24 protein-coding genes are annotated in these 23,302 nt (G+C 72.6%); 9 read left to right on the top strand and 15 right to left on the bottom strand.

Annotated elements, in window-relative coordinates:
* Nucleotides 1-112: 112 nt before the first annotated feature.
* Complete coding sequence (locus EUA06_RS09705) at nucleotides 113-940, bottom strand: enoyl-CoA hydratase/isomerase family protein (protein WP_207208280.1); 828 nt, start codon at nucleotides 938-940, stop codon at nucleotides 113-115.
* Between the two features lie 192 nt (nucleotides 941-1,132).
* Between EUA06_RS09705 and EUA06_RS22365 the strand changes: the two genes are divergently transcribed.
* On the top strand, nucleotides 1,133-1,291 hold the full coding sequence (locus EUA06_RS22365) for a DUF5679 domain-containing protein (protein WP_090969683.1): 159 nt from the start codon (nucleotides 1,133-1,135) through the stop codon (nucleotides 1,289-1,291).
* 127 nt (nucleotides 1,292-1,418) lie between these two features.
* A complete protein-coding gene (locus EUA06_RS09700; protein WP_129474991.1) occupies nucleotides 1,419-1,934 on the top strand; it encodes a hypothetical protein in 516 nt (171 codons plus the stop codon).
* Nucleotides 1,935-1,947: 13 nt separating this feature from the next.
* Here EUA06_RS09700 and EUA06_RS22360 read toward each other — a convergent pair whose 3' ends face one another.
* The 5 genes from EUA06_RS22360 to EUA06_RS09680 form a co-directional block, all read right to left on the bottom strand.
* Nucleotides 1,948-2,121: a hypothetical protein gene (locus tag EUA06_RS22360; RefSeq protein ID WP_165354304.1), complete on the bottom strand. Its 174-nt coding sequence runs from the start codon at nucleotides 2,119-2,121 to the stop codon at nucleotides 1,948-1,950.
* A 112-nt stretch (nucleotides 2,122-2,233) separates the two neighbouring features.
* Nucleotides 2,234-2,428, bottom strand: coding sequence for a hypothetical protein (locus EUA06_RS09695; RefSeq protein WP_129474989.1), 195 nt, complete (start codon nucleotides 2,426-2,428; stop codon nucleotides 2,234-2,236).
* A 52-nt stretch (nucleotides 2,429-2,480) separates the two neighbouring features.
* Nucleotides 2,481-2,864: a WhiB family transcriptional regulator gene (locus EUA06_RS09690; RefSeq protein ID WP_129474987.1), complete on the bottom strand. Its 384-nt coding sequence runs from the start codon at nucleotides 2,862-2,864 to the stop codon at nucleotides 2,481-2,483.
* 120 nt (nucleotides 2,865-2,984) lie between these two features.
* The gene (locus EUA06_RS09685; protein WP_129474986.1) at nucleotides 2,985-3,167 is read right to left on the bottom strand and encodes a hypothetical protein; all 183 of its coding nucleotides are present in this window, start codon (nucleotides 3,165-3,167) and stop codon (nucleotides 2,985-2,987) included.
* Between the two features lie 140 nt (nucleotides 3,168-3,307).
* Complete coding sequence (locus EUA06_RS09680; RefSeq protein ID WP_242498067.1) at nucleotides 3,308-5,350, bottom strand: ATP-dependent DNA helicase UvrD2; 2,043 nt, start codon at nucleotides 5,348-5,350, stop codon at nucleotides 3,308-3,310.
* A gap of 127 nt (nucleotides 5,351-5,477) precedes the next feature.
* Here EUA06_RS09680 and EUA06_RS09675 point away from each other — a divergent pair, with 127 nt between their 5' ends.
* Nucleotides 5,478-5,729, top strand: coding sequence for a mycoredoxin (locus tag EUA06_RS09675; RefSeq protein WP_129474982.1), 252 nt, complete (start codon nucleotides 5,478-5,480; stop codon nucleotides 5,727-5,729).
* Nucleotides 5,730-5,772: 43 nt separating this feature from the next.
* Nucleotides 5,773-6,228, top strand: a complete 456-nt coding sequence (locus EUA06_RS09670; protein ID WP_129474980.1) for a ScoMcrA-related endonuclease — start codon at nucleotides 5,773-5,775, stop codon at nucleotides 6,226-6,228.
* A 15-nt stretch (nucleotides 6,229-6,243) separates the two neighbouring features.
* On the opposite strand, the gene nudC is transcribed toward EUA06_RS09670, so the two are convergent.
* Nucleotides 6,244-7,167 carry an NAD(+) diphosphatase gene (gene nudC / locus EUA06_RS09665; protein ID WP_242498066.1) on the bottom strand — a complete coding sequence of 308 codons (924 nt, stop codon included), beginning with the start codon at nucleotides 7,165-7,167 and terminating at the stop codon, nucleotides 6,244-6,246.
* Between the two features lie 62 nt (nucleotides 7,168-7,229).
* Here nudC and aztD point away from each other — a divergent pair, with 62 nt between their 5' ends.
* Nucleotides 7,230-8,462: a zinc metallochaperone AztD gene (gene aztD, locus EUA06_RS09660; RefSeq protein WP_129474979.1), complete on the top strand. Its 1,233-nt coding sequence runs from the start codon at nucleotides 7,230-7,232 to the stop codon at nucleotides 8,460-8,462.
* 17 nt (nucleotides 8,463-8,479) lie between these two features.
* Nucleotides 8,480-9,190, top strand: a complete 711-nt coding sequence (gene deoD / locus EUA06_RS09655) for a purine-nucleoside phosphorylase (RefSeq protein WP_129474977.1) — start codon at nucleotides 8,480-8,482, stop codon at nucleotides 9,188-9,190.
* 300 nt (nucleotides 9,191-9,490) lie between these two features.
* Here deoD and EUA06_RS09650 read toward each other — a convergent pair whose 3' ends face one another.
* The 4 genes from EUA06_RS09650 to EUA06_RS09635 form a co-directional block, all read right to left on the bottom strand.
* Nucleotides 9,491-12,703: an ATP-dependent helicase gene (locus EUA06_RS09650; RefSeq protein ID WP_242498065.1), complete on the bottom strand. Its 3,213-nt coding sequence runs from the start codon at nucleotides 12,701-12,703 to the stop codon at nucleotides 9,491-9,493.
* Nucleotides 12,700-15,930, bottom strand: a complete 3,231-nt coding sequence (locus EUA06_RS09645; protein WP_242498064.1) for an ATP-dependent helicase — start codon at nucleotides 15,928-15,930, stop codon at nucleotides 12,700-12,702. Before EUA06_RS09645 ends, EUA06_RS09650 begins: the two co-directional genes overlap by 4 nt.
* Nucleotides 15,931-15,995: 65 nt before the next feature.
* Nucleotides 15,996-17,102, bottom strand: coding sequence for a barbiturase (bar, locus tag EUA06_RS09640; protein WP_129474975.1), 1,107 nt, complete (start codon nucleotides 17,100-17,102; stop codon nucleotides 15,996-15,998).
* Between the two features lie 20 nt (nucleotides 17,103-17,122).
* Complete coding sequence (locus EUA06_RS09635) at nucleotides 17,123-18,058, bottom strand: carbamate kinase (RefSeq protein ID WP_129474973.1); 936 nt, start codon at nucleotides 18,056-18,058, stop codon at nucleotides 17,123-17,125.
* A 91-nt stretch (nucleotides 18,059-18,149) separates the two neighbouring features.
* On the opposite strand from EUA06_RS09635, the gene EUA06_RS09630 reads away from it, so the two are divergent.
* Nucleotides 18,150-18,635, top strand: coding sequence for an AAA family ATPase (locus tag EUA06_RS09630; protein WP_129474971.1), 486 nt, complete (start codon nucleotides 18,150-18,152; stop codon nucleotides 18,633-18,635).
* Here the strand turns inward: EUA06_RS09630 and EUA06_RS09625 are convergent.
* Genes EUA06_RS09625 through EUA06_RS22355 form a run of 4 tightly spaced genes read right to left on the bottom strand, consistent with a single transcriptional unit; the run spans nucleotide 18,632 to nucleotide 21,625 of the window.
* Complete coding sequence (locus tag EUA06_RS09625) at nucleotides 18,632-19,360, bottom strand: SDR family oxidoreductase (RefSeq protein ID WP_129474969.1); 729 nt, start codon at nucleotides 19,358-19,360, stop codon at nucleotides 18,632-18,634. The two genes, EUA06_RS09630 and EUA06_RS09625, sit on opposite strands and share 4 nt — an antisense overlap.
* 14 nt (nucleotides 19,361-19,374) lie before the next feature.
* Nucleotides 19,375-20,667 carry an ArsB/NhaD family transporter gene (locus EUA06_RS09620; protein WP_340640785.1) on the bottom strand — a complete coding sequence of 431 codons (1,293 nt, stop codon included), beginning with the start codon at nucleotides 20,665-20,667 and terminating at the stop codon, nucleotides 19,375-19,377.
* Nucleotides 20,664-21,092: a TrkA C-terminal domain-containing protein gene (locus tag EUA06_RS09615; protein ID WP_165354323.1), complete on the bottom strand. Its 429-nt coding sequence runs from the start codon at nucleotides 21,090-21,092 to the stop codon at nucleotides 20,664-20,666. The genes EUA06_RS09620 and EUA06_RS09615 overlap by 4 nt, the downstream gene beginning before the upstream one ends.
* Entirely contained in the window at nucleotides 21,089-21,625 is a 537-nt protein-coding gene (locus EUA06_RS22355) for an SPFH domain-containing protein (protein WP_165354322.1), read from the bottom strand. Before EUA06_RS22355 ends, EUA06_RS09615 begins: the two co-directional genes overlap by 4 nt.
* An 85-nt stretch (nucleotides 21,626-21,710) precedes the next feature.
* On the opposite strand from EUA06_RS22355, the gene EUA06_RS09610 reads away from it, so the two are divergent.
* Nucleotides 21,711-22,661, top strand: coding sequence for a sensor histidine kinase (locus tag EUA06_RS09610; protein ID WP_242498063.1), 951 nt, complete (start codon nucleotides 21,711-21,713; stop codon nucleotides 22,659-22,661).
* Nucleotides 22,658-23,302 carry a response regulator gene (locus EUA06_RS09605; protein ID WP_207208278.1) on the top strand — a complete coding sequence of 215 codons (645 nt, stop codon included), beginning with the start codon at nucleotides 22,658-22,660 and terminating at the stop codon, nucleotides 23,300-23,302. The genes EUA06_RS09610 and EUA06_RS09605 overlap by 4 nt, the downstream gene beginning before the upstream one ends.

Below are 23,302 nucleotides of genomic sequence, written 5' to 3'. Positions count from 1 at the left end.
GCGACTCCTAGCGTGCTCCCCAGAAGGGCCCCACGGCTCCTCGACGTCAGCAGGGGAAGGCAGGCGCCGAAGGCTGCGGGGCCCTTCTGTCGTCCCGGGACGCAGCTGTCGCTCAGCGGCCGCGGAACTCCGGCGCCCGCTTCTCCTTCGCCGCGGCGATGCCCTCCTGCAGGTCGGCGGTCGCGAGGGTCATCGGCTGGGCGAGCGCCTCCCACTGCAGGGCCGACTCGAAGTCGGCGTGGCCGCCGTCGGCGAGCGCGATCTTGGTGAGCCGGCTCGCGATGGGCGCGGTGGCCGCGATGCCGGCGGCCGTCTCGAGCACCTCGTCGAGGAAGCCGTCGCGGTCGACCACGCGCGACACCAGGCCCAGCCGCAGGGCCTCGTCGGCCTCGACGACCCGGCCGGTGAGGAGCAGGTCGCGCGCGTGGGCCGGGCCGACGACGTTGGGGAGCAGCCACGTCCCCGCCATGCCTGCGTGCATGCCGAGCTTGTTGAACGGGAGCCCGAGCTTGGCACCCGCAGCGGCGTAGCGGATGTCGCAGGCGAGCGCGAGGCAGAGCCCCGCGCCGATCGCGGCCCCGTTGACCGCCGCGATGGTCGGCACCTCGAGCCGGCGGATCGAGAGCCAGGCCCGGTAGAACGGCATCATCCGCGACCTCAGCTGGTCGACGCTCGCATCGGGCTCGCTGGCGATCCACGACGTGTTGCCGCCCGAGCAGAACGCGCTCCCCTCCCCCGTCACGACCACGGCGCGCACGGACGGGTCGGCGGCGACCGCGTCGATCGCCGCGACCCACGACGCGGTCATCTCGTCGCTCATCGCGTTGCGCATGTCGGGGTTGTCGAGGGTCAGCAGCACGACCCCCTCCGTCGGGCGCTCGAGGCGGAGGTGGGCCATCGGGAGAGCGTCGGGCAGGGCGTCGAGAGGGGTCTCTGGCATGCCCCGAGGGTACTGATCGGCCTGAGCGTGGAAATACCCGGATTCACGCTCAGCGCGTGTGGTGCGTGAGCGTGGGCCACGCGTGGCGTAGGGTCGTCCGCGGAGCGCTGGCGACCGCCAGGCTCCCCGGCGGGCTTCCCCTTCGACAACCCCGTCGCGACGACCAAGAAGTAAACAAGCAAGGAGGCCGTCATGGCGGAGACCTGGAGCGGTGAGTTCTACTGCGTCAAGTGCAAGGAGAAGCGCGAGGCGGAGGGCGAGATCAAGGTCAACGACAAGGGCACCAAGATGGCCAAGGGCGTCTGCCCGGTCTGCGGTACCAACCTGAACCGCATCCTCGGCAAGGCGTGAGAATCACCCCTTGAGCACCTAGCAGCGGCGTCACCCCTCGGGTGGCGCCGCTGCTGCATTTCCCCTGCGGGCATTTGGCCTGTGGACGGCCGCCCGCGCTGCCGCCCCGCGTGGCAGCGTCCGGGACATGTCCCTCCCCCTCATCCGCAGCCCGTACGCCCTCGGATTGCGCGCCCAGCTCGACTGCCCGCCCGCGTGGCGGACCCAGGCCCTGGCGGCGCTCGCGGTCGCCGGGGTCACCGTGGAGACCGCCGCACCCGTCGGCATCAGCCTCGCCCCCGGCCGCGAGGTCTCGGCTGCCGTCGACGACTGGAGCGTTGCGTCGCTCCCCCACCTGCTCGTCGCGGTCACCCCGTGGTCCGTCGAGGTCGGGCCGTGGGCCGCACCCGGAGTGGGTCCGTGCGCGCGATGCGTGGCTGCCGCTGTCCTCGATGACCGTCCGGCGACGGCTGCGGCGGAGGTCGCCCGCCCGCTGCTGGCCATCGCCGCCGGGGCGGCTGCGCGGGACCTGGCCGCCTGGGCCGTCGGGGAGCCGCCGCACACCTGGCTGACGTCGTGGCGCCACGACCACGAGCCGCTCCCGACGCAACGGCGGTGGGAGCGCCATCCCTACTGCGGCTGCGCCTGGTTCGACACGGCCTGATCGACGTGGGTGGTCACCACCACTCGCTGTCGAGCTTGCCCTCCATCGCCCGCAGGTTGTCCCGCGAGCAGCCGACGCAGAAGCGCTGCTGCCGGCCCCGCTCGACCGCGGTCGTCCAGCTCAGCGTCTCGACGACCGGCGCCTGCGCCCCGCAATAGCTGCAGGTCACGGTCTCGTCCTCACTCACGCGGGCGACGCTACTCCCGCGACGCCGACCCGGAAATGCCGACGAGCCGGTACGTCGTCACCGTGACGACGTACCGGCTCGTGCTGTGCCCACCCGCGATCAGGTGAGTGGATCAGAGCGCGCGGGCGAGGGCGAGACGCGCCTGCTGCGCGGCCTGCTCGGCCTTGCGGCTCATCCGACGTGCCATGGCCAGCTGGTGGCCACGACGCATTTCGTGCGCCTCTCCCAGGCGCGCGGTCATTTGCGCGCGTGCGAGTTCTTCATGCATGAGATTCATGTCGTTGCTTCCGTTTCGGTAGGTCTTCATGTGAGGTGGTTTTCCTTGTGTTTCCTGAGTGGGAGTGAGTACGCGGTGGCGCCTACGCGGCGGCCCCGTCCTTCTGCTTCTGCTCGGCCGCGTGAGCAAGCTGGTCGGACTTGCGGGGCCGGCCTCGCGGCCGCTTGCGCGGGATCACCACGCCCTGGAGGAAGAGCTCGCCTCCCCAGACGCCCCACGGCTCACGCCGCTCGAGGGCTCCGTCGAGGCACAGCGCCTGCACGGGGCAGGCGATGCAGAGGGCTTTGGCGTGCTCCACGTCCGCGGGGGACTCGGCAAACCACAGCTCTGCGTCGCCAGTGCGGCAGGGCAGCAACTCCTCATCCACTCCGGCGGCTGCGTCGTGCAGTGCTCCCAGCGGGGCCTGGGGCTCCTTCTGGGTCTTGGCGTCGGCAGCTCGATTGCGGTCGAGAACGCTGATGGTCATGTGTATTCACCTCCTACTCGTTGACCTGATCGCGGGTTGAACTGAACTGGACAAACAGAAAGGCCGCGGATCCCGGTGTCGGGTTCCGCGGCCTGGAGGCTGCCGATGTAGGTGAGTCACCTATGTCGACGGACTCCAGGTAGGAGAACCCGGGAAATCGCCCTTGATGCGAACGATGGCGGCGTCGCCCTGGACGACCACCACGCCGGCGCCGAAGGCGCGCGAGTGCGCGCAGGGGCGGCCGAGGGTGGACATGCCGAAGGACGGCGTCCAAGCCGTCATCGTCTTCGTGTAGTTCTCCATGGGGGCCACCTCCTTCGGGGCATCAGGCGCGGATCCTTGTCAGGGATCCCATGCGCATCGGGTTGTTGCGAGAACGCTAGACCCTGCGCCGCGTCAGGGGCAAACGATTTTATGGGTATTACCGGAAAAACTTCTCCGAATCATCCTTTGGACGCGTCGGCGACCAGGGAGAGCACCTCGTCGCCGTACTTGGTGAGCTTGCTGGGGCCCACTCCGCTGATCGCTCGCAGCCCCCTCTCGTCCGCCGGGGAGTGCTCCGCGATGAGCTGCAGGGTCGCGTCGGTGAAGATCACGAAGGCCGGCACGCTGTCCTCCGACGCCCGCGCGAGCCGCCACTCCCGCAACCGCTCGAAGAGCGCCTCGTCGTAGGACGCGGGGCAGTCGGCGCAGCGACCGATCTTCTTCTCCGCAGGCGTGGACAGCGAGCCCCCGCACTCGCGGCACCGCATCGCCGCGCGGTTGCGCTTCCCGCGCTCGCGGCGCTGCGAGGAGACACCGGGCGCGCCGTCGAGCAGCGGCGCCAGGAACGGCGACGCACTGCGGTTGCCACGGCCGCCCGGCTCGCGGGCACTCGCCCACGACACGGTGAGCTCGTCACGGGCACGGGTCATCGCGACGTAGAGCAGCCGGCGCTCCTCCTCGACCTCGGCCGGGGTCTGCGCCTGCGAGATCGGCATCATCTTCTCGTGCATGCCGGCGACGAAGACGGCGTCCCACTCGAGACCCTTGGCGGAGTGGATGGTCGCGATCGTGACGGCGTCGGCGACCGGCGCGTGCTGCTCGCCGGCGCGGCGGTCGAGGTCGTCGACGAAGTCCCCGAGCGACGCCTCGGGCTGTTCACGCGCGAAGTCGGCCGAGAGGTCGACCAGGGCCTGGAGCGACTCCCACCGGTTGCGGACCTCTCCCCTGCCCTCCGGGGGCTGGACGGAGTGACCCATCTGCGACAGGACCGCGAGGACTGCCTCGGCAACAGGCCCCGACCCCTCGCCGCTGCGTGCCGCACCCCGGACGAGGGTGATCGCCTGCCGCACCTCGGGTCGGTCGAAGAACCGCGCCGCACCGCGTACGACGTAGGGCAGGCCGCGCGCGGCGAGCGCCTCCTCGAAACGCTCGGACTGCGCGTTGATCCGCAGCAGCACCGCCATCCGGCTGGCCGGCGTGCCCTGCGCGCGCAGGGCGGCGATCCGGTCGGCGACGGCGTCGGCCTCGGCCACCTCGTCGGTCGCCTCGCGATAGGTGATCGTGGCGCCGCCCGGTCGCTGGGCGACGAGCGCGACGCCCTGGCTCGCGGTGCCGGCCAGCAGGGTGTTGGCGCCGGCCACCACCTCGGGCGTCGAGCGGTAGTTGCGGACCAGCTCGACGCTCGTGGCCGAGGGGAAGCGCTGCGTGAACTCGCGGAGGTAGCGCGCGTCGGCACCGGCGAACGAGTAGATCGTCTGGGCCGGGTCGCCGACGACGCAGAGCTCGTCGCGGCCGCCGAGCCACAGGTCGAGCAGCGCGTACTGCAGCGGCGAGACGTCCTGGAACTCGTCGACGACGAACCACTTGTACTGACGGCGCACCTGCGCGGCGACGGCCTCGTTGTCGGCGAGCAGGCCCGCGCCGAAGAGGAGCACGTCCTCCATGTCCATCCGGCCCTGGTCGCGCTTGACCTCCTCGTAGGCGCCGAAGGCGCGCGCGACGACCTCGGGGTCGAGCCCCGAGACCGAGCGTCCGCGCGCCCGGGCGAGCGCGGCGTAGGTGTCCGGGGAGACGTTGCTGACCTTGGCCCACTCGATCTCGCTCGCCAGGTCGCGCAGGGTGGCCTGGTCGGTGGCGAGCCGCTGGCGCCGGGCCGCGAGCGCGAGCATCCCCAGCTTGGACTGGGTGAGCTCGGGCAGCTCTCGCTGGTGCACCCGCGGCCAGAAGAACCGGAGCTGGCGCAGCGCGGCGGAGTGGAACGTCCGCGCCTGCACACCCGGCGCACCCAGCGCGCGGAGCCGCTCGCGCATCTCGCCCGCCGCGCGGGTGGTGAAGGACAGCGCAAGCACCTCGGTCGGCGCATAGACCCCAGTTGCCACGCCGTGGGCGATTCGGTGCGTGACGGCCCGCGTCTTGCCCGTGCCGGCGCCCGCCAGCACGCGCACGGGACCGCGCAGCGCCTCGGCGACCTGTCGCTGCTCGGGATCGAGCGCTTCGAGCAACGTCGGCTCCTGGCGGGGTGGGTGGACGAACGCGCCAACCCTATGCGCCGGGGCCGACAGCCGGCCGACCGCTCTCCACAGCCTCGTGTGCGGGAATGCCCGCGGCGACAGCGTCGTTGGACCGGACATGTCCGACAACCAGTTCACGATGTTCACCACGCCCTGGTGCGGCTACTGCCACCGCCTGAAGAGCCAGCTCGACCGCGAGGGGATCACCTTCGACATCGTCGACATCGAGCAGCAGCCGGACGCCGCCTTCACCGTGGAGCAGGCCAACGGCGGCAACCAGACCGTGCCGACCCTGCTGTTCAGCGACGGCAGCACGCTCACCAACCCGTCGGTGGCCCAGGTCAAGGACCGGCTGGCGTCGCTTTCATGAGGCTGGCCGCGCGCCGCCGCACCTGCGGGGATAGCCTGATCACGTGTCCCTGCTGAACTCGATCGACCGTCCCCACGTCCTCACCGCCATCGAGACCTGGGACACGGCGGGCGGGGGCAACTACATGCTCGTCCACGGAAGCGTCTCCACCCACGTCCTGCTGCACCAAGGCCGGGAGTACGACGCCGCCGCCATCGCCGGGATCGCCCACGGCCTCGCCACCGGGCGCACCCTCACCGCCGCCGACATCCCCGGCGGTTCCGCTGCCGCGAGCAAGGTGCTGACGCGGCTCGGCTTCGACATCCGCGACGACTCGCCGCCCGCTCCCCAGCGGGTGCCGGGGACGCGGTCGACCACGCCTCGCACGCCGCGGGCGGCGGCCGCCCCGCGCGCCACGCCGCGCCCACGCGTCGCCGCGAGCGACCGGATCGTCGACAACCTGTGCCCCCGCTGCTACATCGCGATGCCCGCCACGGGCATCTGCGACCAGTGCGACTGACCAGCGACCGACCCGCTAGTCCCAGCCCGGTCCGTCGAGCGGACGGCCGAACCAGCTCTCGATGAGCGAGGACGAGATCGAGATCCCTCGCGGCACGACGATCTCACCCGCGCGGCCGGCAGCCTCGAACTCGGCGCGCGTCCACCACCGCGCCTCCTCGATCTCCGCGCCGTCGACGTCGATCTCCGTGCTGAGCGCCCGACCGGTGAACCCGAGCATCAGGCTCGCGGGGAGCGGCCACGGCTGGCTGCCGAAGTAGCTCACCTCGCCGACCCGGACGCCGACCTCCTCATCGACCTCGCGGCGCACGGCGTCCTCGAGGGTCTCCCCCGGCTCGCAGAACCCGGCGAGCGTGGACCAGCGACCGGACGGCCAGGCTCGGTTGCGGCCGAGCAGGATCGCCTCGTCGTCCCCCTCGCCGCGCGTGATCGCCATGATCACGGCCGGGTCGGTGCGCGGGAACTGCGCCCGGTCGCACTGCGTGCACCGCAGCTCGTGGCCCGCCGCGCGGCTGACCAGAGTGCCTCCGCAGCGCGGGCAGAAGCGCATCGCATGGTGCCACTCGGCCAGCCCGATCGCGTGCATGACGAGCGGCGCCTGCTCCGGCGTACCCTCCGCGAGCAGGGTCAGCACGTCGCGCAGCGGCACCCACTCGCCGGCATCGCCGGGGGCGTCCTCGGGCGCGACGATGACGGCCAGGTGCACCACGTCGTCGCGGTCGCCGAGGAGCACCAGCGTCCCGTCGGGCGCATCGTCCGGCGAGACCCACTCGACCGCGCCTCGAGCGGGGCGCAGGCGGTTGCCGGAGACGACCAGCACCCGGGTCGCCGGGTCGGCCATCCGCGCATCGAGCCACGCCTCGTCGGTGCGGCGCAGGCCGATGCGGTTGTGCGCGTGGGCCGACAGGGCGGCGTGCGGGAGAAGGCGCTCGGAGCTCACCCCGTCAGGCTATCGGGCACGACTTTTGACAATCGTTCTCATTTGAGTTGAGAATCATTCTCATGAATAGAAGCCGCATCCGCGTCCTCCTGGCCACCCTCGTCGTCCTCGGCTCGTCCGCCTGCGGCACGTCGACCGACCGCGATCCCGGGCCCGAACCCGACGCCTCTGACACCGACACCGGCGGCACCGAGTCGGCCTCGGCGACTCCCCGCCTCGCCGTCACCCACGACGGCGGGGTCATGGTCGTCGACGTGACCAGCGGCGACGTCGTGTCCGACGAGCCGCTCGAGGGCTTCGTCCGGGTCTCCCCCGCCGGCGACGGCCGCCACGCACTGGTGAGCACGAACCTCGGCTGGAACGTGCTGGACCTCGGCTCCTGGGGCCACGAGCACGGCGACCACGCGCACCACTACACCGGTGACGAGCCCGGGCTCACGGGAGCCCTGATCGAGGGCGCGGAGCCGGGTCACGTGGTGGCGCACGACGGCCTCACGACGCTCTTCGACGACGGCACCGGCACGATCACCGTCTTCGACCCCGAGGACCTCGTCGAGGGACAGCCCGAGATCACCACCGCAGCGGCCGACGAGGCTCACCACGGCGTGGCCGTGCAGCTCGTGGACCGCAACTTGCTGATGACCGTCGGCGACGAGGAGACGCGTTCCGGCGTACGCCTCGTCGGTCCGTCCGGCGCCGTCCTCGCCGAGACCGACGAGTGCCCCGGGATCCACGGCGAGGCATTCGCCGAGGACGCGGCGGTGTTCGGCTGCGAGGACGGCGCGGTCGTCGTCGACGGACGCGACATCACCAAGGTCAGCAGCCCGGACGCGTACGGGCGGATCGGCAACCAGGCCGGGTCCGAGGTCTCGCCGGTGCTCCTCGGCGACTACAAGACCGACGCCGACGCCGAGCTCGAGCGGCCGACCCGGGTGTCGCTGATCGACACCCGTGACGCGTCCCTGCGACTGGTGGACCTCGGCACGAGCTACAGCTTCCGCTCGCTGGGCCGCGGCCCCGAGGGCGAGGCGCTCGTGCTCGGCACGGACGGCGCCCTGCACGTGCTCGACCCCGAGAGCGGGAAGCGCCTCGACACGATCGACGTCGTCGACCGGTGGCGTGAGCCGCTCGACTGGCAGCAGCCCCGTCCGGCGCTCCACGTCGTGGACGAGACGGCGTACGTCACCGATCCGCGCCACGACCGGGTGCACGTGGTCGACCTGGACCGCGGCCGGGTGGTCTCGACGCTCGACCTGCCACACACGCCCAACGAGGTCGTGGCCAACGCGGGCTGACACCTAGGCTGGGCGCCGTGAGCACGCACATCGGCGCCCAGCCCGGCGACATCGCCCCCACCGTCCTCCTGCCCGGCGACCCGCTGCGGGCGAAGTGGATCGCGGAGACCTTCCTCGACGACTCCCGCTGCTACAGCGAGGTGCGCGGGATGTACGGCTTCACCGGCACGTGGAACGGCCAGCCGGTCTCCGTGCAGGGCTCGGGCATGGGCCAGCCGTCGATGGCGATCTACGTCAACGAGCTGTTCACGGACTTCGACGTGCAGTCGATCGTGCGGGTCGGCTCGTGCGGCGCGGTCACGGAGGACGTCGGCGTGCGCGACGTCATCATCGCCTCCGGCGCCTGCACGGACTCCTCGATGAACCGGATCGCGTTCCACGGCCTCGACTACGCGCCGGTCGCCGACTTCGGGCTGCTGCGCGGCGCGGTCGAGGCGGCCGAGTCGCGCGAGGGTGGCTCGCCCTTCCACGTCGGCCTGATCTTCTCCAGCGACTCGTTCTACCCCGCCCGCCCCGAGCTGCTCGGCGAGATGGTGAAGTACGGCGTCCTGGGCGTGGAGATGGAGGCCAGCGGGCTCTACACGCTCGCCGCGAAGCACCGCCGCAGGGCGCTCGCGATCTGCACCGTCTCCGACCACATCGTCACCGGCGAGGAGACGACCTCGCAGGAGCGTGAGCAGACCTTCGGCGAGATGGTCGAGATCGCGCTCACGGCTGCACTGGCCTGACGTCGACTCCGTGGTTGGGCGGTGGTCCAGCCACATTCTCCGACACAGGAATGTGGCTGGACCACCGCTCGCTGGCTTGTCGGCGTACGCCGCGCCGGCGGGCGGTGGTGGAGCCACGTTTCCTGGCGCGGGAGTGTGGCTGGACCACCGCCCGGGCGGTGCGTGAGAGGGATTTCCTACCGTCGGGATCCTCCTGACCCACCGCTCACAGGCGTGCCGTACGGCGGCGCGCCGAGGAGCGGTGTGTGACGAGGATGCGGCGGCCCCGGAATCCTCCTCACGCACCGCTCGGCCGGGACCTCAGAGGTCGAGGAGCTTCTCCAGGCCGGCGCGGTCGGGGAGGTCGGGCGGCTCGACCGTGCGGCCCGAACGCACGTAGTGGAACGCAGCGCGCACCTGGTCGAGGGGCGTGCCGGTGAGCTCGGCCCAGGCGAGGCGGTAGAGGGCGAGCTGGAGGGGGTCGGAGGTCTCGTGGCGACTGGTCTTCCAGTCGACGACGAGGAAGCCCCGGCCTGACTTGGCAGGCTCTGCGTAGACCGCGTCGATGCGGCCTCGGACGACCTGGCCGGAGAGGACGAGCGCGAAGGGCGCCTCGACGGCGTGGGGGGCGCGGTCGCCGAAGGGACCGTCCTCGAACCGCTTGACCACCTCGCCGAGGTCGGCCTCGTCGTCGATGCCGGCGTCGGCACGACCGGGCAGCTCGTCGGGCTCGATGAGGGCCTGCTGGCCGAACCGGTGCTCGACCCAGGCGTGGAACGCCGTGCCGAAGCGGGCGGCGGGAGCCGGCGGGCGCGGCATCGGCCGGGCGAGCTCGCGGGCGAAGGCCTCGGGGTCGTCGCGCAGTCGGGCGACCGAGGTGGCGGACAGGCTGTCGGGCAGCTCGAGGTCGACGACGGCCGCGCGCTCGGCCCGCGCCTCGGCGAGGAGCTGCGCGAGGTCGTCGTCCCACTCCGCGACCCGGGCGGCCTCGACCACGTCGAGGTCCGCGTCGGGCGCGGTCACGTCGACGCTGCGGACCAGCTCGGCGGCGGCCAGCCGTCGGCTCGCCTCCTCCCCCGGTCCCGGCACCGGCCACGGGCGGGAGGGGTCGACGTCGTCGTTGGGGTTCGGCGACTTCGGCGGCGGCTTCTCCAGCCAGTGCTCGACCGGGTCGCCCCACTCCTCGAGCTGGTCGCGCACCACGCCCTGGTAGTCGGACGGGCCGAACGGCGTCGCGCGCTGGCCCCAGACGTAGGACGTCACCGAGAGGTGGTGGGCCGCGCGGGTGAAGGCGACGTAGCCGAGGCGCAGCTCCTCCTCGGCGTCGTGGGCCTTGGTGGCGACGCGGTAGGCGTCGAGGGCGGCCTTGTCGTGGCCGGCCAGCTGCGGCTGGTCGGCGCGGTCACCACGCAGCGGTGCCGGCAGGACGGCGGGCGAGGAGGTCCACAGGGTGCGCGAGCGGTTGCTCGGGAACTTCGTCTCTCCCACGCCGACGCAGAAGACCGACGACCACTCGAGGCCCTTGGCGCGGTGGACGGTGAGCAGCTTGACCGAGTCGGCTGCGGTCGGCGTCGCGACGTCGAGGCCGTTGCCCTGGTCGTCCTCTGCGGTGAGGTAGGCCAGCAGCGCCGGGAGCGTCACGTCACCGTCGACGGACTGGAACTCCGCGACCGCCTTCACGAAGAGGTCGAGGTTGTCGCGTCGCGCGGCCGCTGCGGGCGACGTCGCGGACGCCAGCTCGACGTCGACGCCGGTGGTGTCGATGATCCGGCGCACCACGTCGAGCAGCGGGTCGCCGACGTGGGAGCGCAGCCGCCGCAGCTCGGTGGCGAGGAGCGCGCACCGGTCGAGCGCCTCGGCGGAGTACGCCGCCTCGCCGGGCGATTCGACGGCGTCGCTCAGCGCCGGCAGCTCGGAGGCGTCGATCCCGTCGGCGATCTGGAGCAGGTGGTCGGCGACGGACGCGGCCTCCCTGCGACCGCGTACGCCTGCGATCTCGGCGGCGCGGATGGCCAGCAGCCTCAGGTCGCGCGGACCGATCGCCCAGCGCGGGCCGGTCAGCAGGGTGAGCATCGAGGAGTTGGCCGTGACGTCGTGCATCAGGGTCAGCGTCGCGACGACCTCGGCGACCTCGGGCAGGCGGATCAGGCCCGAGAGTCCGACGATCTCGACCGGGATCCCGACCGAGGTCAGGGTGTCGTAGACCTCCTCCCCCTGCGCGTTGTCGCGGCTCAGCACACCGATGTCGGACCAGGCGGTCCCGGCGTCGTGGACCTCGCGCACCGACGCGGCGAGCCACGCCAGCTCGTCGGACGCCCGCTCGAAGACGTGGGCCTCGACGCGACCCTCGCCCGCGATCTCCGACGCGCGGAGCCGGGCGACCTTGTCGCCGTAGGCGGCCAGCAGCGGCTCGGCGAGCCGGTTGGCGACCTCGAGGATGCGGCGGTCGGACCGGCGGTTGACCGTCAGCGGGAGCCGGCCGGCCTCGCCGTCGGCGGCCGGGAAGGTCTCCGCGAAGTTGAGGATGTTGGACACCGAGGCACCGCGCCAGCCGTAGATCGCCTGGTTGGGGTCGCCGACCGCCATCACCGGGTGGCCGCCGCCGAAGAGCCGCGCCAGCATCGTCGCCTGGGCGACCGAGGTGTCCTGGTACTCGTCCAGCATGACGACCTTGAACCGCGCCCGCTCGAGCTCGCCCACCTCGGGCTGGTCGTCGACGAGCCTGGCCGCGAGGGCGATCTGGTCGCCGAAGTCCATCAGCCCGAGGTCGGCCTTGAGGGTGCGGTAGCCGTGGACGAGCTGGAGCAGCTCGGCGCGTCGGTCGATGGCGTTGATCGCCTTCGCGGGTGGCTCGAGATAGGTCTTGCGGGCTTTGCCGGCTTCCTCCTCGGCGATAGCACGCTCGAAGCCGCGGCGCGCCTCCTCGTCGGTGCGGCGTACGTCGTCCTCGTCGACGAGGTGCTCACTCATCGCGCCGTCGAGGGCGAGGAGGTTCTGGATGGCGGTCGCGGGATGGTCGGTCAGCAGCTCGATGTGGCCCGTGAAGCGCTCGATCACGCGGGCGCCGAGCTGGTAGCGCGAGGCGTCGGACACGACCCGGGTGTCGGGCTCGTGGCCGATCCGCAGGCCGTGGTCGGTGAGGAGCGTGGCGGCGTAGGCGTGGTAGGTCGCGACCGTCGGCTCGAGGACGTCCTCGCCCTCGGCGACCACCGAGCGGTCGAGCAGGCCGGCGGCACCGAGCGCGGCGGTGACCCGGTGGCGCAGCTCGGCGGCGGCCTTGGTGGTGAAGGTGAGGCCGAGGACCTCCTCGGGCCGGACCTTGCCGGTCGCGACCAGCCAGACGACGCGCTGCGCCATCAGGGTCGTCTTGCCGCTGCCGGCACCGGCCACCACGACCGTCGGACGGAGCGGGGCGGTGATGGCTGCCCACTGCTCGTCGCTGGCAGCGTGCTCGGCGCCCATGAGGGCACGCAGGTCCTCGGGGGTGTCGATGCGCACCGGCTCGCGGGTCGGCGTGGTCTGGGGCTCGGTCACTGGACGGTCACGCTCCCGGCGCCCTTGGCGGGGCAGATGGCGACGAACGGGCAGTCGCGGCAGTGCTGGCCCGCCACCGCGGGGAAGGTCTCGTCGCGCACCAGCTGCGCGGCGCGGGCGAGACCGGTGCGCAGGACCAGGCGTTCGGGGCCCGCGTCGTCATGGGCCGGCTGGGCCTGGACCTTCGCGGCGGCCGAGTCGTCGTCGATGCCGAGCTGCACCAGCTCTGCACCGCCCGTGGCGACCGATCGGCCGGCTGCCTCGTCGACGGCCCCCGCGTCGACGGCGTACTGGTAGAGCGCGAGCTGGAGGTTGGCCGCGACGGCAGGTCCGGTCGGGGCTGCGCGGGCGCTCTTGAAGTCGACGACGACCACGCGCCCGGCGTCGTCGATCTCGAGGCGGTCGGCGAAACCGGTGAGCATGACCGGGCGGCCGTCGACCTCGACGATGCTCTGGAAGCGCTGCTCGGCACCGAGGAACTCGCGCGGGTTGGTGGTGTGCCACTGGACGAAGCGGCCGACGGCCTTGCGGATCCGGGCGAGCTCGCGCTGGCGCGACCACGGGGTGCGGAACGCGAGCCGGTCCCAGATAGCCTCGACCTCGGCCATGAGCGGCTCCACCTCGGCCGGCAGCTCGCCCTGGGCGACGCGCTCGGCGAGGGCGTGGAGCACCTGGCCGAGGTTGGCGGACTGGTGCACGGCCGAGACTCCCCCGGCCTCCCGCTCGAAGAACCACTGGGCCGGGCAGACGAGGATCGACTCCAGCATGCTGGCCGAGATCGGGACCGGTCGCTCGGGGTCGCGGATCGGCTCGACCGAACGCGTGGCGCTGCGGGTGCCCCACCACGTGGAGGGGTCCGCGGCGGGCACCAGCTGGCGTCCGTCGACCTCCTCGGCCGCGAGCGCGGCCAGCCGCCGGGCGGCGGCCTCGCGGAGGGCCGGCGTGACGAGCGGGTCGGCGGCGTTGCGCCGGAGCTCGGCGACGAGCCCGCCCAGCGACAGCGGGCGCGGCGGCCGGCCGTCCTGGTGCTCGATCGTGACGCCGAGCTCCTCGATGAAGCGGGACGGCTGCTCGCCGTCGTCGTCGGGAGACTTCACCGCACTGACCACGAGGCGGCGACGGGCGCGCGTGCAGGCGACGTAGAACAGTCGCCGCTCCTCCATGAGCAGCGCGCGCGAGGTGACCGGCGGCACGAGGTCGGGGTGGCCGGCCCCGTCGACGCCGATGCGGTCGGCGCCCAGCAGGGTCGCGCGACGACGGAGGTCGGGCCAGCCCTCCTGCTGCACGTGGGCGACCACGACGAGGTCCCACTCGAGCCCCTTGGAGCGGTGGGCGGTCAGCAGCCGGACGGCAGCGCCCCGGACGCCGCGCTCGGCGAGGGTGTCGGCCGGGAGCTGCTGGGCGACGACGCTGGCGAAGAAAGCGGCGACGCCGACGTGGTCGCGCTGGTCGACGGCGCGCGACGCGAGGTCGAAGAGCGCGACGATCGCGTCGAGGTCGCGGTGGGCGCGACGGGCCCCGGCGCCGGCGACGTCGACCTGGCGACGCAACCGCTCGGGCCACGACGTCGACGACCAGAGGTGCCAGAGCAGGTCCTCGACGCCCGCCCGCTCGGCGAGCATCCGGGCACCGTCGCCGAGCAGGGTGGCGAGGGCGGCGGCGCGCTCGACGTCGGGCCCCTCGACCCCGTCGAGGAAGCCCTGCTCCACGACTGCCAGCCGCAGCAGCTCGCGCGAGGTGCGGCGGGCGTCGGGGTCGGCCAGCTCCTTCTCGCGGGTGCGGAGGCGGCGCACCAGAGCGCGCAGGTCGGAGGCGTCGAGGCCGCCGAGGGGCGACAGCAGGAGCGACTCCACCCGGCCGGGGTCGAGGTAGTCGGGCGAGTCGGGGTCGTCGTTGTCGAGGTTGACCACGGCACGCAGCGCGTCGAGCAGCGGGACGACGGCCGGGTCGCGGACGAGCGGCAGGTCGTCGGAGGCGACCTCGACGGGTACGCCGGCCGCGGCCAGCGCGCGGCGCAGGGGCGGGATGCTGGTGCGTCCGGACCGGACGAGGACCGCCATCCGCTCCCACGCGATGCCGTCCTCGAGGTGCGCGCGGCGCAGCAGGTCGGCCAGCCGCTCGGCCTCGGCGCGCTCGGTGTCGTAGGTGATCACTTCGACGCGGCCGTCGCCGTGCGGGCCGGGGACGGCCTCCGGGGACAGGAACGCGTCGCGTGCCTCTGCGCCGATGCTTCCAGTCAGCGTGAGCCGACCGGCGACCCGACCGGCGGCGAGCAGCAGCCGCGGGCCGAAGCGACGGGTGCGGCGGAGCACCACCACCGGCGCCGGGGTGCCCGCGCTCGTCGGGAAGGCCGCCGGGAAGTCGAGGATGCCGCGCACGTCCGCGCCGCGGAAGCCGTAGATCGACTGGTGCGGATCGCCCACGACGGTGAGGTTGCGGCCGTCGCCGGCCAGCGCCCGGAGCAGGGCGACCTGGCCGGGGTCGGTGTCCTGGTATTCATCGACGAAGACGTGTGACCACCGGGCGCGGAGCTCGTCGCGGTGGGTCTCGGCCTCGATCACCGCGCGGCGGATGAGGTCGGAGTAGTCGGTGGCGCCGAGGTTGTCGAGGACGGTGAGGTACTGCTCGAGGAACAGGCCTGCCGCGATCAGCTCGGGCAGGTCGTGCTCGATGCCCAGCGCGCGCAGACCTGCGGGGTCGAGTCCCTTCTCGCGGGCACGCGCCAGCACGGCCTGCACCTCGCGGACGAAGCCGCGCGTGCCGACCGCCCGGCGCAGCTGGTCGGGCCAGACCACGGACTCCGGGTTGTCGCGCAGCAGCTCGCGCAGCACGACGTCGGCCTCGGGCGCGGACAGCAGCCGGATGGCGCCCTCGTAGAGCTCGGCCGGCGCGTACTTCCGGACGAGCGCGTAGGCGAACGAGTGGAAGGTCGAGCACGAGGAGGCCGCTGTCGTCCGGGCGACGCGGGCGGTCACCCGGTCGCGCAGCTGCTCGGCGGCCTTGCGGGAGAAGGTGAGGGCGAGGACCGAGTCGGGCGAGGCGCCGCGGTGCTCGATGCGGTCGACGATCGCCTCGACGAGCGTCGTCGTCTTGCCTGTGCCGGGACCGGCCAGCACGAGGAGCGGGCCGCCCTGGTGGTCGACGACGCGCTGCTGGTGCTCGTCGAGCTCGGGCACCACGACGGAGCGGTCGGGGGCCACCAGCCGGTAGCGGGTCGTCGTACTCACGAACGACACCCCATCACGCGGGACCGACAGTTGCCCGTCGGCCCCGCGCAGGGTGGTGGATCAGGTCAGGACATGTCGACGATCGCGGCGACGGGACCGCCACCCTCCGGGCCCTGGTGGGCCGCGGAGACCGACACGAAGACGGCCGGGTCGCCGGTGACCGCAGCGGTGACGCCACCGACGCACGCCTTGATCTGGCGGTGCCAGTGCACGTCGGAGTCGTCGAGCATCGCGTTGCGGCGGCCGCGGACCATGCCGTCCTGGCTGGCCTCGCACTTGAGGAAGACGTTGACCAGCTTGCCGTCGAGGTCGCTCGTGCGCGGGCGCTCGGGCAGGTCGAGGCCGGCCGAGCGGATGGCCTCCCAGATGCCGTCGGCGTCGAGCGCGTCCTTCATGACGGAGTGGCCGATGGCGTAGCGACCGCCCACGCCCTTCGCGTTGCCGACGACGACGATCTGAGCCACGTCGAGCTCGACGCCCGACGAGCACGACGCCACCGACGAGAAGAGCTCGCGGTTGTGCATCACGTCGGCGTCGGTGGGCATGTCGATCTCGCCGAGGGCGACGGCGATGCCGAGGCCGGTGGTGCCGTTGGAGAGGTCCATCGACTCGTGGGTGTGCTCGGTCCACACGGTCTTGCCGCGCGACTTGGCGTCGCGGATGGTGTGGATCGTCAGCAGCGGGGTCTTGGTCTGGACGTAGTGGACGTCGGCGGGGTCGGTGATCCCGGCGCGCTCCATCGCCACCTTCACGCCGGCGGCGACCTTCTCGATCATCGCGACGTAGCCGATCTCCTCGGGCAGCAGCGGCTCGCTCATCGCGAAGCCGGCGGTGAGCCGCATCTCCTCACGGGACGGGTCGTCCTCGGGCACGTCGGTGGTCGCGAAGATCGTGGCGTGGGGGCTGATCACGCCGTCCGTGCCGCCCGACCACACGATCGGGACGCCCTTGACCTGCTCGGGGTCGGCGCCCTTGGCGACGAGCGCCTCGCGGAACGCGCGGTCGGCGATGATCCGGGTGTAGTCGTTGACGCCGCCGTTGCCCTCGGTCTTGCCGATGATGGCGAAGACGCGGTCTGCCGCGATGGTGCCCTCGTCGATGAGCTTGGTGAGCTCCGAGGCGTCGGCGACCGAGTGGATCGGGACCTTGCGGACTTCGATGGCGCTGGGCATGCGGGTTCCTTTCGGGTGTCTTACGCGGGTACGACGACGGTGCCGGCGTCGCCGGCGACCGCTGCAGTGATCTGGTCGAGGCTGGTGATGACTCCGGTGCGGCCGGTGGCCTCGACGAAGCGGCACACCGCATCCACCTTCGGGCCCATCGAGCCGGAGGCGAAGTGGCCGTCGGCCGCGTGCGTGCGCAGCTCGGCGACCGTCAGGCGCCCGAGCGGCTCCGCGTCGGGCCGGCCCCAGCGGATGACGGCGTTGGGCACGTCGGTGGCGATGACGAGCACGTCGGCGGCGGTGGTGTCGGCGAGCAGGGCGGCGCCGAGGTCCTTGTCGATGACGGCCTCGACGCCGGCGAGCGAGCCGTCGGGACGGCGTACGTGCGGGATGCCGCCACCACCGTTGGCCACCACGACGAAGCCGGCCTCGATCAGTGCGAGGACGGCCGGGGCGTCGAGGATCTCCTGCGGCTCGGGCGAGGCGACGACGCGGCGCCAGCCCTTCTCGCCGCGGTCCTCCCAGGTCTCGCCGTGGCCCACCAGGACCTTCGCCTCGGCCTCGGGGAGGTGCCGCCCGATCGGCTTGGTCGGCGTCGTGAAGCCCTCGTCGTCGGCGTCGACGAGCGTGCGCGTCACGACGGCGGCGCTGCGTCGGTCGACGGACCGGATGGCGAGCTCACGGTCGAGCGCGTCCATCAGCACGAAGCCGAGGGTGGCCTGCGTCTGGGCGCCGCACCAGTCCAGCGGAACGGGAGGTACGACGGCCGCAGCCAGCTCGTTCTTCACCAGGAGGTTGCCGACCTGGGGGCCGTTGCCGTGGGTGATGACGACGTCGTGGTCGTGCTCGAGGAGGCCCGCGACGGCCGCCATCGCGACCTGGGCGGCGGCGATCTGGTCCTCCGGGCGCGCCCGCCCGTCGGCGTTCGTCATGGCGTTGCCGCCGAGTGCGAGCAGGACCCTCATGGCGCAACCGTAGTGTCGCCGCTCACACGCACCCCACGGCAGATTCGGCCAACGACACGGCCCTTCGCTGGCAATACTTGATACTGGTTCCGTGGGCGTGCGCAACTACCTCGTCGAAGGCGTCTCGTGCGCCGGCAAGACGACCGTCGCGACGGAGCTCGAACGCCGGGGCCACCACGTCGTGCACGGCGATCGCGTGCTGGCCTACCAGGGCGACCCGGTCACCGGGGAGCCTGTGCCGGGCTTCCACCACGAGCACCACGTCTGGGACGTGGCCGAGGTGCGGCGGATCGTCGCCGACCACAGCACTGAGGTGACCTTCTTCTGCGGTGGCTCGCGCAACCACGCCCGCTTCGTCGACCTCTTCGACGAGGTCTTCGTGCTGGAGCTCGACCGGGCGACGCTGGTCGAGCGGCTCGCGGCGCGACCGGCGGACGAGTTCGGCGCCGACCGCGACGAGCGCGCGCTCGTGCTGCGGGTGCACGCGAGCCGCGAGGACCTGCCCGACGGCGTCGCCGTCGACGCGACGCAACCGCTGGACGCCGTGGTCGACGAGATCGAGCGGCTCGCCCGCTAGCGCCCGCCGGCGACCCGCAACGTCGTGCCGGTGACGTACGACGCCTCGTCCGAGAGCAGCCAGGCGACGGCGTTCGCCACCTCGTCGGCCCGCCCCGTGCGACCGAGCGGGACCAGCGGTCCGACCCGCTCGATCCGGCCGGGCTCGCCCGCGTCGGCGTGGATCGTCGTCTCGATGATGCCGGGGGCGACCCCGACGACGCGCACCCCGTCGCTCGCGACCTCCTGCGCGAGGCCGATGGTCAGCGCGTCGACACCGGCCTTCGCGGCGGCGTACTGGACGTACTCCCCCGGCGAGCCGAGGGTCGCGGCGCCGGAGCTGATGTTGACCAGCACGCCGCCTGCGCCACCGCGCGAGCGCCCGAGGACGCGCACGGCCGCGCGAGCCACGAGGAGCGCCGAGGTGAGGTTGAGGTCGACGGTCGCGCGCACCACGTCGGGCGGGGTGTCGGCGAGCGTGCCGATGTGCAGCGTCGCCCCGGCGTTGTTGACCACGCCGGTCAGGTCGCCGGCCGCGGCGAAGAGGGACTCGATGCCGTCGTCCGTGGTGACGTCGGCGCGCACGGTCGTGCAGTCGACGCCGAGCTCACGGCACGCGGCTTGCGTGTGGGCGGCTGCAGCGTCGTCGCGGGCGTAGCCGAGCACGAGGTCGTGGCCGTCGGCGGCGAGACGACGGGCGACCGCCGCGCCGATGCCGCGGGTGCCGCCGGTGACGAGGGTGCGCATGGAAGGTGTCTACCTCACGCCAGCGCGAAGTAGCGCAGGTAGACGTAGAGCCAGGCCACGAGGAGCGTCGCGACCGTCACCACGACGCCGTACTTAGTGAAGCCCCAGAAGCTGATCGGCTCCCCTGCCTTGGCCGCGATGCCGAGCACCACGACGTTGGCACCGGCCGCGACCGCCGTGGCGTTGCCCCCGAGGTCGGCGCCGAAGACGAACGCCCACCACAGCGGGCTGTCGGCGCCGGAGGTCGCCGTCGTCGCCACCATCTCCTCGACGACCGGGACGGTCGCGGTCGTGTAGGGGATGTTGTCGACGAAGGCGCCGATGACGCCCGACCCGAAGAGCAGCGCCGTGGCGCCGAGCAGCTCGCGGTCGCCCATCGCCCCGGCCGCCCACTCGCTGACGGCGCCGATGACACCGACCTGCACGAGCGCGCCGACGAGCACGAAGAGGGCCATGAAGAAGGCGAGGGTGTCCCACTCGACCTCCTCGAGGAACTCCTCGGGCTCGGTGCGGGAGACCAGCACGGTGGCGCCGGCGCCCATCATCGCGACGACGGACGGGTCGAGGTGGAGCACGGTGTGGAAGCCGAAGGCGATCATGACAAGGACCAGCACCACCAGGCTGCGGCGCAGCATCCGGACGTTGGTGATCGCGTCGGCGGGCCGCAGGTCGTCGAGGCCGTGGACGTTGCCCATCCGGGTCATGTCCTTGCGGAACAGCCACCGCGCCATCACCACGAAGAGCGCCAGCAGGATGATCGTCAGCGGCAGCGAGTGCACCAGGAAGTCGGTGAAGCTCAGCCCGGCCCGGCTCCCGATGATGATGTTGGGCGGGTCGCCGATGAGCGTCGACATCCCGCCGATGTTGGAGGCCAGGATGAGCGAGATGAGGTACGGCGCCGACGGCAGTTCGAGCCGACGGCAGACCGACAGCGTGACCGGGGCGACGAGCAGGACGCAGGTGACGTTGTCGAGGATCGGCGCGACCGCCGCCCCGACGAGGACCAGCAGGACGAGCAGCTTGTAGGGATGCCCGCCGGACTTCTTCGCCGCCCACAGGGCCAGGAACTCGAAGAGCCCGGTCTGCTTGAGGACACCGACGATGATCATCATCCCGAAGAGCAGGAAGATGACGTTCCAGTCGACACCCGTGTGCTCCTCGAAGAAGGCGGTCTCGGCGTCGACCAGGCCGATCACGACCATGCCGGCGACACCGCCGAGCGCCGCGGCGACGCGATGGACGCGCTCGGTCGCGATGAGGGCGTAGGCGACGATGAAGACCGCCAGGGCGGCGGAGGTGAGGATCACGCGGCCCAGCCCGCGAGCCGGCCGTAGCGGCTGACCGAGCGCAACCGCTCCTCGACGTCGGTGACCTGCCCGAGGGCGGCGACGACCAGCACCTGGTCGCCGGTCCGCAGCACGCTGCGCTCCTGCGGGACGATGACCTCCGCGCCGCGCGCGACGATGGCCACGGACGACCCGGGCGGCAGGCGGAGCTCGCCGACCTCGACGCCGGCCAGCCGGGACGCGGGCTCGACCTCGAAGCGCAGCAGCACGGCGTCGAGCCGGTCGAGCGTCGCGAAGCCGATCGACACCTTGTGCACGAAGCTGCCCTTCTCCTGCCAGCGCGGCTGCCGACCGCGGCCGATCGCGAGACCGACGGCGAACCCGATGGCGGAGGCGAGCAACGCGACCGAGACGGCCACCTCGAGGAGCCAGGGCGTGCCGTTCACGCGAGCCGCGCCTCGACCTCGGTGACGGCCAGCGCCGCCACCTCCGTACCGTCGGGCAGCCGCCGGCCGACCTCGGCCGGCCACTGCGACTCGAGGGCCGCGAGGTCGTCGACGAGCGTGCACACCTCGACCCGCCCGACGGCGGACCCGACCGCCTCCTCCGCGACGCGTACGACGGTCGCGGTCGGGACGTGCTCGGTGCCGGCCTCGACCCGGTGCACCTCCAGCGTCAGGTCGGCCATCGCCACCACGTCGACGCCGTCGGCGGTGCGGGAGCGGATCACGAGCGGCAGCACGCGCGGCCCCACCGGCACCGGCTCGAACCGCTCCAGCCCGGGCACGCGCGCGACGAAGCCGTGGCGCCGCGACCGCACGACCCGGCCCTGGCGGACGACCACCACGTGCTCGCCGGGACCTGCCCGGCGTACGCAGGCGAGGGTCGCGAACAGCAGGCCCGGCCCGACGATCACCAGCCAGACGACCCACGCCGTGCCGGTCGGGTCGACCACGGTGTTCTCGTCCGGCGGCGGCATGCAGCAAGTCTTAATGCGCCGCGCCCGAGGCCCCATGGGGTCCGCACCCCATCTGGTCGGACGGGCAACGATGAGAGGCTGGAGCATGCGCCTGCACCTGCCGCTCTTCTGGACGATCTGCCTGATCAACGGCGTCGTCTTCGTGCTCGGCGCGGTGGTGCTGGTCCTCTCCCCCGCCAGCGTCTCGTCGGACGCCGTGCGCTCGGAGATCGTCGTCGTCGCTCTGGGCCTGGTCGCGATCCTGCTGCTCAACGCGCTCCTGATCCGCTGGGCGCTCGCCCCGCTGACCCGGCTGATCACGCGGGTCGGCGACATCGAGCGGCTCGAACCGACGCACCTGCCGGAAGAGGGCTCGGGGCCGGTCCGCGGCGTGGCGCAGGGCGTCAACGCCCTCCTGGCCCGGCTGGCCGAGGAGCGACGGGCCGGTGACGCGCGGGCGCTCGCCGCGCAGGAGTCGGAGCGCCACCGAATCGCGCAGGAGCTGCACGACGAGGTCGGCCAGAGCCTCACCGTCGTGCTGCTGGGCCTCAAGCAGGTCGAGTCGCAGGCACCGCCCGCGCTGGTGCCCGAGCTCGCGGCCGTCCGCGAGAGCGCCCGCGCCGGCCTCGACGACGTACGCCGGGTGGCGCGGCGGCTGCGGCCGGGAGTCCTCGAGGACCTCGGCCTGACCAGCGCGCTCGCCGCGCTGGCCACGGACTTCGCCGACCACAGCGCTGCCTCGGTGCGCCGCTCGTTCGCGCCCGGCCTGCCCGCGCTCAGCCCGGAGGTCGAGGTGGTCGTCTACCGCGTCGCGCAGGAGGCGCTCACCAACGCCGCCCGGCACGCCGACGCCCGTTCGGTCGAGCTGTCGCTGCGCCGGCACGGGGACCACGTCGTGCTGGAGGTGACCGACGACGGCCGCGGGTTCGAGGGGCTGGCGGAGGGCTCGGGCCTGATGGGGATGCGCGAGCGGGCCGCGCTCGTGCGGGCCGAGCTGTCGGTGATCAGCCAGCCCCGGCGGGGCACGACGGTCCGGCTGCGGGTGCCGGTCTCGTGATCCGCATCCTGCTGGCCGACGACCACAACCTCGTCCGCCGCGGCGTCCGGCTCATCCTCGAGCAGGAGCCCGACCTGACGGTCGTCGCCGAGGCGGGCGACGGTCTCGAGGCCGTCGAGCGGGTGCGCGACACCGAGATCGACCTGGTCGTGCTCGACATCGCGATGCCGCGGATGACGGGCCTTCAGGCGGCCGCCGAGATCGCCCGACGGCGTACACCTCCCAAGATCCTGATGCTGTCGATGCACGACAACGAGCAGTACTTCTTCGGGGCCCTCAAGGCGGGCGCGAGCGGCTACGTCCTGAAGTCCGTCGCCGACGAGGACCTCGTCGGCGCGTGCCGGGCGGCGCTACGCGGCGAGACCTTCCTCTACCCCGGCGCGGAGAGCACGCTCGTGCGCGACTACCTCGACCGGCTGCGCCGCGGCGAGCGGGTGCCGGCGTCCGTGCTGACCGAGCGGGAGGACCAGGTGATCAAGCTGATCGCCGAGGGCCGCTCGTCGCGCGAGATCGCCAAGGACCTCCACATCGCACTGAAGACCGTCGAGGGCCACCGCGGCAACATCCTCGGCAAGCTCGGCATGCGTGACCGGGTGGAGCTGACGAGGTACGCCATCAGGGCGGGGCTGATCGAGCCCTGA

Origin of the sequence: Nocardioides glacieisoli, assembly GCF_004137245.1 — a bacterium.
Classification (GTDB): Bacteria; Actinomycetota; Actinomycetes; order Propionibacteriales; family Nocardioidaceae; genus Nocardioides; species Nocardioides glacieisoli.
Note: the sequence above shows the minus strand (reverse complement) of the source record. Positions and strands in the feature narration are given on the sequence as shown.

Bases quoted from the DNA above. Each gene is read 5' to 3' on its own strand.
- EUA06_RS22355 (WP_165354322.1), bottom strand. From the start codon at position 21,625: ATGCCGCCGCCGGACGAGAACACCGTGGTCGACCCGACCGGCACGGCG.
- bar (WP_129474975.1), bottom strand. From the start codon at position 17,102: ATGCCCAGCGCCATCGAAGTCCGCAAGGTCCCGATCCACTCGGTCGCC.
- EUA06_RS09690 (WP_129474987.1), bottom strand. From the start codon at position 2,864: ATGACCATCAGCGTTCTCGACCGCAATCGAGCTGCCGACGCCAAGACC.
- EUA06_RS09635 (WP_129474973.1), bottom strand. From the start codon at position 18,058: ATGAGGGTCCTGCTCGCACTCGGCGGCAACGCCATGACGAACGCCGAC.
- EUA06_RS09695 (WP_129474989.1), bottom strand. From the start codon at position 2,428: ATGAAGACCTACCGAAACGGAAGCAACGACATGAATCTCATGCATGAA.
- EUA06_RS09705 (WP_207208280.1), bottom strand. From the start codon at position 940: ATGCCAGAGACCCCTCTCGACGCCCTGCCCGACGCTCTCCCGATGGCC.
- aztD (WP_129474979.1), top strand. From the start codon at position 7,230: ATGAATAGAAGCCGCATCCGCGTCCTCCTGGCCACCCTCGTCGTCCTC.
- EUA06_RS09700 (WP_129474991.1), top strand. From the start codon at position 1,419: ATGTCCCTCCCCCTCATCCGCAGCCCGTACGCCCTCGGATTGCGCGCC.
- EUA06_RS09610 (WP_242498063.1), top strand. From the start codon at position 21,711: ATGCGCCTGCACCTGCCGCTCTTCTGGACGATCTGCCTGATCAACGGC.
- EUA06_RS09625 (WP_129474969.1), bottom strand. From the start codon at position 19,360: ATGCGCACCCTCGTCACCGGCGGCACCCGCGGCATCGGCGCGGCGGTC.
- EUA06_RS09685 (WP_129474986.1), bottom strand. From the start codon at position 3,167: ATGGAGAACTACACGAAGACGATGACGGCTTGGACGCCGTCCTTCGGC.
- EUA06_RS09675 (WP_129474982.1), top strand. From the start codon at position 5,478: ATGTCCGACAACCAGTTCACGATGTTCACCACGCCCTGGTGCGGCTAC.
- EUA06_RS22365 (WP_090969683.1), top strand. From the start codon at position 1,133: ATGGCGGAGACCTGGAGCGGTGAGTTCTACTGCGTCAAGTGCAAGGAG.